9 protein-coding genes are annotated in these 6,743 nt (G+C 53.6%); 5 read left to right on the forward strand and 4 right to left on the reverse strand.

What is annotated here, in order from left to right; all coding sequences use genetic code 11:
• Positions 1-100 precede the first annotated feature (100 nt).
• Genes xseB through G364_RS0106875 form a run of 4 tightly spaced genes read left to right on the forward strand, consistent with a single transcriptional unit; the run spans position 101 to position 3,408 of the window.
• Positions 101-343 (forward strand): exodeoxyribonuclease VII small subunit, encoded by a 243-nt coding sequence (gene xseB / locus G364_RS0106860; RefSeq protein WP_026344750.1) that lies wholly within the window; start codon positions 101-103, stop codon positions 341-343.
• Positions 340-1,227: a (2E,6E)-farnesyl diphosphate synthase gene (gene ispA / locus G364_RS0106865; RefSeq protein ID WP_019934409.1), complete on the forward strand. Its 888-nt coding sequence runs from the start codon at positions 340-342 to the stop codon at positions 1,225-1,227. Before xseB ends, ispA begins: the two co-directional genes overlap by 4 nt.
• A gap of 14 nt (positions 1,228-1,241) precedes the next feature.
• The gene (gene dxs, locus G364_RS0106870) at positions 1,242-3,107 is read left to right on the forward strand and encodes a 1-deoxy-D-xylulose-5-phosphate synthase (protein WP_019934410.1); all 1,866 of its coding nucleotides are present in this window, start codon (positions 1,242-1,244) and stop codon (positions 3,105-3,107) included.
• Between the two features lie 13 nt (positions 3,108-3,120).
• Positions 3,121-3,408 carry a cupin domain-containing protein gene (locus G364_RS0106875; protein WP_019934411.1) on the forward strand — a complete coding sequence of 96 codons (288 nt, stop codon included), beginning with the start codon at positions 3,121-3,123 and terminating at the stop codon, positions 3,406-3,408.
• A gap of 3 nt (positions 3,409-3,411) precedes the next feature.
• On the opposite strand, the gene G364_RS0106880 is transcribed toward G364_RS0106875, so the two are convergent.
• The 4 genes from G364_RS0106880 to G364_RS0106895 all read right to left on the reverse strand — a co-directional run bounded on the left by G364_RS0106880 (position 3,412) and on the right by G364_RS0106895 (position 5,954).
• Positions 3,412-4,011, reverse strand: a complete 600-nt coding sequence (locus G364_RS0106880) for a LysE/ArgO family amino acid transporter (protein ID WP_019934412.1) — start codon at positions 4,009-4,011, stop codon at positions 3,412-3,414.
• A gap of 66 nt (positions 4,012-4,077) precedes the next feature.
• Complete coding sequence (locus tag G364_RS0106885; RefSeq protein WP_019934413.1) at positions 4,078-4,488, reverse strand: GFA family protein; 411 nt, start codon at positions 4,486-4,488, stop codon at positions 4,078-4,080.
• A gap of 83 nt (positions 4,489-4,571) precedes the next feature.
• On the reverse strand, positions 4,572-4,997 hold the full coding sequence (locus tag G364_RS0106890) for a DUF1090 domain-containing protein (RefSeq protein WP_019934414.1): 426 nt from the start codon (positions 4,995-4,997) through the stop codon (positions 4,572-4,574).
• 120 nt (positions 4,998-5,117) lie between these two features.
• The gene (locus G364_RS0106895; RefSeq protein WP_019934415.1) at positions 5,118-5,954 is read right to left on the reverse strand and encodes a leucine-rich repeat domain-containing protein; all 837 of its coding nucleotides are present in this window, start codon (positions 5,952-5,954) and stop codon (positions 5,118-5,120) included.
• A gap of 330 nt (positions 5,955-6,284) precedes the next feature.
• On the opposite strand from G364_RS0106895, the gene G364_RS0106900 reads away from it, so the two are divergent.
• Positions 6,285-6,743: tyrosine-type recombinase/integrase (locus G364_RS0106900; RefSeq protein ID WP_019934416.1), on the forward strand; the 459-nt coding region annotated here is incomplete at its 3' end.

Here is a 6,743-nt window from a genome sequence, read left to right on the forward strand (position 1 = left end):
GAAGCAGTTCTGCAACTGAATGTTGCTAATCCTTCGCCAAATTCCGGACAGCGGTGTTACTATTGGCCCAATTTTGCACGTGATTGAACAGAGGATGCCCGTGGCTGCCAAAAAACCGGAAAACATGGACTTTGAAAGCGCCCTCGCCGAGCTGGAAGGCCTGGTGGATCAGCTGGAGCAGGGCGAGCTGAGCCTGGATCAGGCACTTAAATCATTTGAACGGGGCGTGCAGCTGGTGCGTGCCGGCCAGCAACGACTGAGCCAGGCCGAGCAACAGGTAAAAATTCTGATGAAAGACGGCGATACTCTGGCCGACTTCACTCCGTCGGAGAAACCGGCGTGATCACCCAATGGCACCAGCAATATGGTGAACGCATTAATGCTGTTCTGCAGCAGGCCCTTGGCCGGCTGGGTCCGCTCTCACCGCAACTGCGTGACGCCATGGAATATGGCCTGACCCAGGGCGGTAAACGGGTGCGCCCCATGCTGGTTTATGCCACTGCCGGTCTTGCCGAGGATGCAGATCCGGCGGCTGCCGATGCCGCCGCCGCCGCCATTGAATGCATCCATGCCTATTCGCTGATCCACGACGATTTGCCCGCCATGGACAACGACGATCTGCGCCGGGGCCAGCCTACGGTACACAAGGCGTTTGACGAAGCCACCGCCATTCTTGCCGGCGACGCCCTGCAAACTCTGGCCTTTGAGCTGCTGAGCAATGCCGGAGGCCGGCTGCCAGCCGAGCGCCGGCTGCAGCTGGTGCAGGAGCTGGCCACCGCCAGCGGCTACGGCGGCATGTGCGGTGGTCAGGCACTGGATATTTATCATGAAGGCCGGCAAATAGAAGCTGCTACGCTTGAAACCATTCACCGGCATAAAACCGGTGCGCTTATTCGTGCGGCCGTGCGCATGGGGGCGCTCTGCTCGGTGTCGGTGCAGCCTGAAGAGCTGGATGCCCTGAGCCGCTACGCCGAAGCCATTGGCCTGGCGTTTCAGGTGCAGGACGATATTCTCGACATTACTGCCAGCACCGAAACCCTGGGCAAAACCCGGGGCAAGGATCTGGAACAGCAAAAAAGCACCTACCCTGCCCTGCTGGGGCTGGACGGTGCCCGAGCCCTGGCCGATCGCCTGCATAACGATGCCCTGGCCGCACTGGCCGGCCTTTCTTACAATACCGACACACTGGAAGCTTTCGCCCACTACATAGTGCAGCGCGAATACTAAATAACGATAAGCCTATGAGTCTGAATATTGCCGATTATCCCACACTGGCCCTGGCCAACCTGCCGGAAGAGCTGCGCAGCCTGCCGCAAGAGCGGCTGCCGGCCCTGTGTGAGGAGCTGAGATCCTATTTGCTGCACTCGGTAAGCCGCAGCAGCGGCCACCTGGCCTCGGGCCTGGGCGTCGTAGAGCTGACAGTGGCGCTGCACTATGTGTATAACACTCCCTTTGACCGGCTGGTATGGGATGTGGGCCATCAGGCCTATCCGCACAAAATTCTCACCGGCCGGCGCGAGCGCATGAGCAGCATTCGCCAGCTGGACGGCCTGCATCCCTTTCCCTGGCGGGAAGAAAGCGAATATGACACTCTTTCCGTGGGTCACTCCAGCACCAGCATAGGCGCGGCACTGGGCATGGCTATTGCGGCCGATGCCGAGCAGCAAAACCGCAAAGTAGTGGCGGTGATTGGTGACGGTGCCCTTACCGCCGGCATGGCCTTTGAAGCGCTCAACCACGCCGGTGATCTGCATAAAGATCTGCTGGTGGTGCTGAACGACAACGAAATGTCCATTTCCGAGAACGTGGGCGCGCTCAACAACCATCTGGCGCGCATTATGTCGGGCTCGCTTTACAGCACACTGCGCGAAGGCGGCAAAAAAGCGCTGGAAATTCTGCCGCCGCTGAAAGAGCTGGCCAGACGCACCGAAGAACATCTCAAGGGCATGGTGGTGCCCGGCACCCTGTTTGAAGAATTTGGCTTTAATTATGTGGGTCCGATAGACGGCCACGACATAGCTGCCCTGACCGATACTCTGCGCAATATGCGCAAGCTCAAGGGCCCGCAGCTGCTGCACGTCATGACCCGCAAGGGCAAAGGCTATTTGCCCGCCGAGCAGGATCCCATTGGTTACCATGGTGTGCCCAGGTTTGATCCGGCCACCAGCAGTCTGCCCAAAAGCACACCGGCCAGCCCCAGCTATTCCGCTATTTTTGGCAACTGGCTGTGCGACATGGCCGGCCAGTGCAACAAGCTGATGGCCATTACTCCCGCCATGCGCGAAGGCTCAGGGTTAGTGCGCTACTCCCGGGAGTTTCCCGACCGCTACTTTGATGTGGCCATTGCCGAGCAGCACGCCGTCACTCTGGCGGCAGGCATGGCCATAGAGGGCAAAAAGCCGATCGTTGCCATTTACTCCACCTTTTTGCAGCGAGCTTATGACCAGCTTATTCATGATGTGGCGCTGCAGAACCTGGATGTGCTCTTTGCCATTGACCGTGCCGGCATAGTGGGCGCCGACGGCCCCACTCATCAGGGTGCCTACGACTTAAGCTTTATGCGCACCGTGCCCAACATGGTGATCATGACGCCGGCGGACGAAAACGAATGCCGGCAAATGCTCTACACCGGCTATATGCACCCCGGCCCCGCCGCCGTGCGCTACCCGCGTGGCGGCGGCCCAGGTGCCGAAGTGAACAGCACCATGACGGCACTGGAAATTGGCAAGGGCCGGCGGCTGCGCCAGGGCAGCAAGATTGCCCTGCTGAACTTTGGTACTCTGCTGCCCGAGGCCGAAGCCGCCGCAGCAGCACTGAATGCCACCCTGGTAGATATGCGTTTTGTAAAACCCCTGGACGAAGCCCTGCTGCTGGAGCTGACTGCCGATCACGAGCTGCTGGTCACACTGGAAGAAAACGCCATTATGGGCGGTGCCGGCTCGGCGGTGAACGAATGCCTGATGCGGCATAAAAAGCCCATGCCGGTGCTGAACCTGGGGTTACCCGACCGCTTTGTGGAGCAAGGCAGCCAGCAGCAAATCTGGGCCCGTCTGGGTCTGGATGCCGCCGGCATCATCCAGGCTGTGCAGCACTATCAACAGCGTTAACAAGGAACAGTCAATGTCTGAACGTCCGGTTTTGCAGATTACCCAGCAAATTGATAACGAGCGCACCTGCGTTAATCACCTGCTGTTTCCTGCCGGTGGCGAAAGCCGGTGGCACCGTCATGAACGCGACTATGTCATTGTGCCCATGCAAAACTGTGTGCTGCACATTGATACCGGCGATGGTCCCAAACCGGCAGAAATGCGTGCCGGTGAGTGCTATTACCGGCCGGCCGGCACTGAGCACAATGTGCTGAATAACAGCAGTCAGGATATAGTGCTGATTGAGACGGAGCTGAAATAACCCTCAGGCTCCCGCCACCAGCGTGATTGCAATGGTAGTCATCATCACCCCCACCACAAACTCCAGCACCCGCCAGGCCTGGGGCCGCTGAAAGACCGGAGCCAGCACACGGGCTCCGTAACCCAGACTGAAAAAGAACACCAGTGACGCACAAATGGCGCCAAAGGCAAACAGTCCCTGGGCCTGATATTGGGTAGAAATGGAGCCCAGCAGCACCATGGTATCCAGATAAACGTGCGGATTAAGCCAGGTAAAGGCCAGACACATGGCCACGGTTTTCAGCAGCGACTGCTGCGTATCTCCGGCCGCCGTCATGGCATGGCGGTTACTGAAGGCCGATTTAAAGCTTAACAGCGCATACACCGCCAAAAAAGCCGCCCCGCCATAACGGGCCACCGTTTCAATGGCCGGAAACTGCTTCACCATGGCACCAAAACCCGCCACCCCCAACGAGATAAGCACCGCATCAGACAGGGCACACACAGCACACACCACAAACACATGATGGCGCTTAATGCCCTGCTTCAGCACAAAGGCATTCTGGGAGCCAATGGCCAGAATAAGAGAAAAGCTCAAGGCAAAACCGGAAAAAAACGTGGACATGAGTGAACAGCGCCCTGTAAAGAGTAAACCGATAATGGTACAGGCAGACAGAGCCGGAATGTAGCCTTACGGCTGTTTATTCGGCAAGTCACTGAAAGCTGGCACTCCATCTGGCTGTTTACTCCAGTCCGCCTGATGGCAGGTAAAAATGCGCGCCGTGGGCAATAAAGAAATATCAGTGTCCAGACAGCCGGCCGGCACCACCAGCAAGCCGGCTATTTGTGTGTTGGGCAGGGCCGAGCCGCAATGCTTGCAAAAGCTTCTGCTGTGGCGAGTGCCTGGCAGCGTAAAAGACGTGACCGCCGTCGTTCCCGAGATCCACTCAATACTGGCCGATTGCGAGAACAGATTAGCCCCGTGGGCCGAACCGGTGTCTTTCTGGCAGCGCCGGCAATAACACAGATAAAAGCTGTCGAATTTGCCGTTTACCTCAAAACGCACAGTGCCGCACAGGCAGGAGCCGGAATGAATGGTCATCGGAATTCTCTTATGGCGTTAAACTGAAACACATGTCACGCACTGTCAGCTTACTTCCAGCCCATAACTATGCGCAGTTCTGTTTAATTCAGACCCGAAAGTTCCTTTTCAAGCTGATCAATTTCATCTTGCTCTTCTTCAATTTTTTGCTGGTATTTTCGAACATCATCCACATCTCCATCTTCTTCAGCTTCCTTAAGATCAGCCCGATACGCTGCCAGATCTTCCCTGGCTTCTTCTATTTCTTCGGCCAGCTCCTTGCGAAGGCCTTCAGCCGTGCAATGCTGTTTTGCCTCGGCCAATGCTTTTGCTAACCCAGCCGCTTTTCGGTCATTGCCTCTTTCCTGAGCAATCTTAAGCTGACTCTCTATCTCACAGAACTTTCTGTCGCAACCGGTCAGGCCAGCACAGTTCAGGGACGCCTGGGCCGGAGCAGCTGAAAAGAAAAAGAGCAATCCGGAAAGTACAGTAACTGTTACCGTTAACAAAGGGGGTAACGCTTTGATCATAACTCTTCTCCTGAAGCTGGTATAAAAATAAACCATTGTAAACCAGTTTATAGTATTAATGCTGCATGCTGGCAACCCCAGCGCCCGGGCATGCCCGGCGCTGGGGCTGATGGTAAAAAATTATTGTTTAACTAAAACGCCGTCGTCTGTTTCATAGTCACTTAATGAAGGGTTAGCGCTGATATCAAGACTTTCCAACGGATTTCCGGTTGCCCACAGCGCCCTCAGTTTAGGGTTATGACTAATATCCAAAGTAGTAATATTGTTATCTGTCAGATACAACTTTGTCAGCTTGATATTTTTGCTTACATCCAGTTCAGAGAGCTGGTTATACATCAGGCTTAATTTGTTCAGTTGCTCGCTTTGGCTTACATTTATTTCAGTCAGCTGGTTATCGTTTAAACCAAGCTGAATTAAATCAGGATTAAAGCTGAAATCCATTTCTTTCAGATTATTTTCTTTTGCCCACAGATACTTCAGCTTGGTGTTCTTTGAAAAATCCAGCGTTTCAATCTGGTTAGATACGATACTTACATCAGTAAGCTCAGGGTTATTCGTAAGATCCAACTCAGAGATATGATTAAAGCTAACATTCAGCTCAGTAAGTTTTGAATTCTGGCTTACATCCAGGCCAGTCAGGTTTGATTTGGTAATAGAAACGGAAGTTAACTCAGTATTTTTGCTTAAATCAACACTGTCTAACTTTTTACCAGATAACCACAACTCCTCAAGCGCCGGAAAGTAGCTGATCTCATCTGCACTGTCTATGTTCAGCTGACGGCATACCAGCCTAGTTATTTGGGCAGGATCGGTTATTTTTTGAGCCAGCACGCATGTCTGAAAGTTACTGTCTTTAAATTCAATCTCATTAACATCCAAAGCTTCTCCGGAAAAAGCATTGAAAGAGACCAGCAAGCCAAACGCAGTCAACATAGTTTTTTGTTTACAACAGTTCATTTTATACTCTTTGTGAATAATCAGAAGCCAAAGAAAAAGGCTTCTTTCACGAAAAATAATAACACAAAAAGCCAATGAAACATGGTCACTTATCGTACAAAAAACCAACAACAGATAATGTGAGTGATAAACTAAATATTTAATAACACTAACTGCTTTCTCAATAATATTTGCCTCGTCTTCATTATCGAGGCGTGTCCTTTATAGCGGGTGAGATCCAAATCACTCTTAAATGCTTTGTTGAACTAAGCCGCTGCGCGGCAGAACAATGGCGCTGCACATCATACTGATCTCAGAGCCCTACCAGAGGGGTAGCGGACTGGAGATAGTATGATGAATAGCCAACAGCAACGCCACTTCGATGCGCTGTATCAGCAGCATCTCAATAATTTAACCCTGCAGGGCAAACGACCCGCGACCATTGACGCCTATGCCCGAGCCGTGAGGCGGATCGCCGCATTTTTTGACTGCCCGCCGGACAACCTGACGACTGCCCAACTTAAACAGTACTTCGTCAGCCTGATTGACAGCCATTCCTGGAGTACCGTCAAGCTCGACCGCAATGGCCTGCAGTTTTTTTATCGCCATGCGCTCGATAAACAATGGCAGTGGCTCGACATCGTCAAACCGCCGCAGCTCAGCACCTTGCCCGATATTCTCTCACCCGCCGAAGTCGGCCTGCTGATCAGCATGACCCGACAACGTCGCTACCAGATGTTCTTCTATACCCTCTACAGCCTGGGGCTGCGGCTTGGCGAAGGACTGTCGCTGACCGTGGCCGATATTGAC

This window comes from Oceanimonas smirnovii ATCC BAA-899 (genome assembly GCF_000381965.1).
GTDB classification, from domain to species: Bacteria; Pseudomonadota; Gammaproteobacteria; order Enterobacterales; family Aeromonadaceae; genus Oceanimonas; species Oceanimonas smirnovii.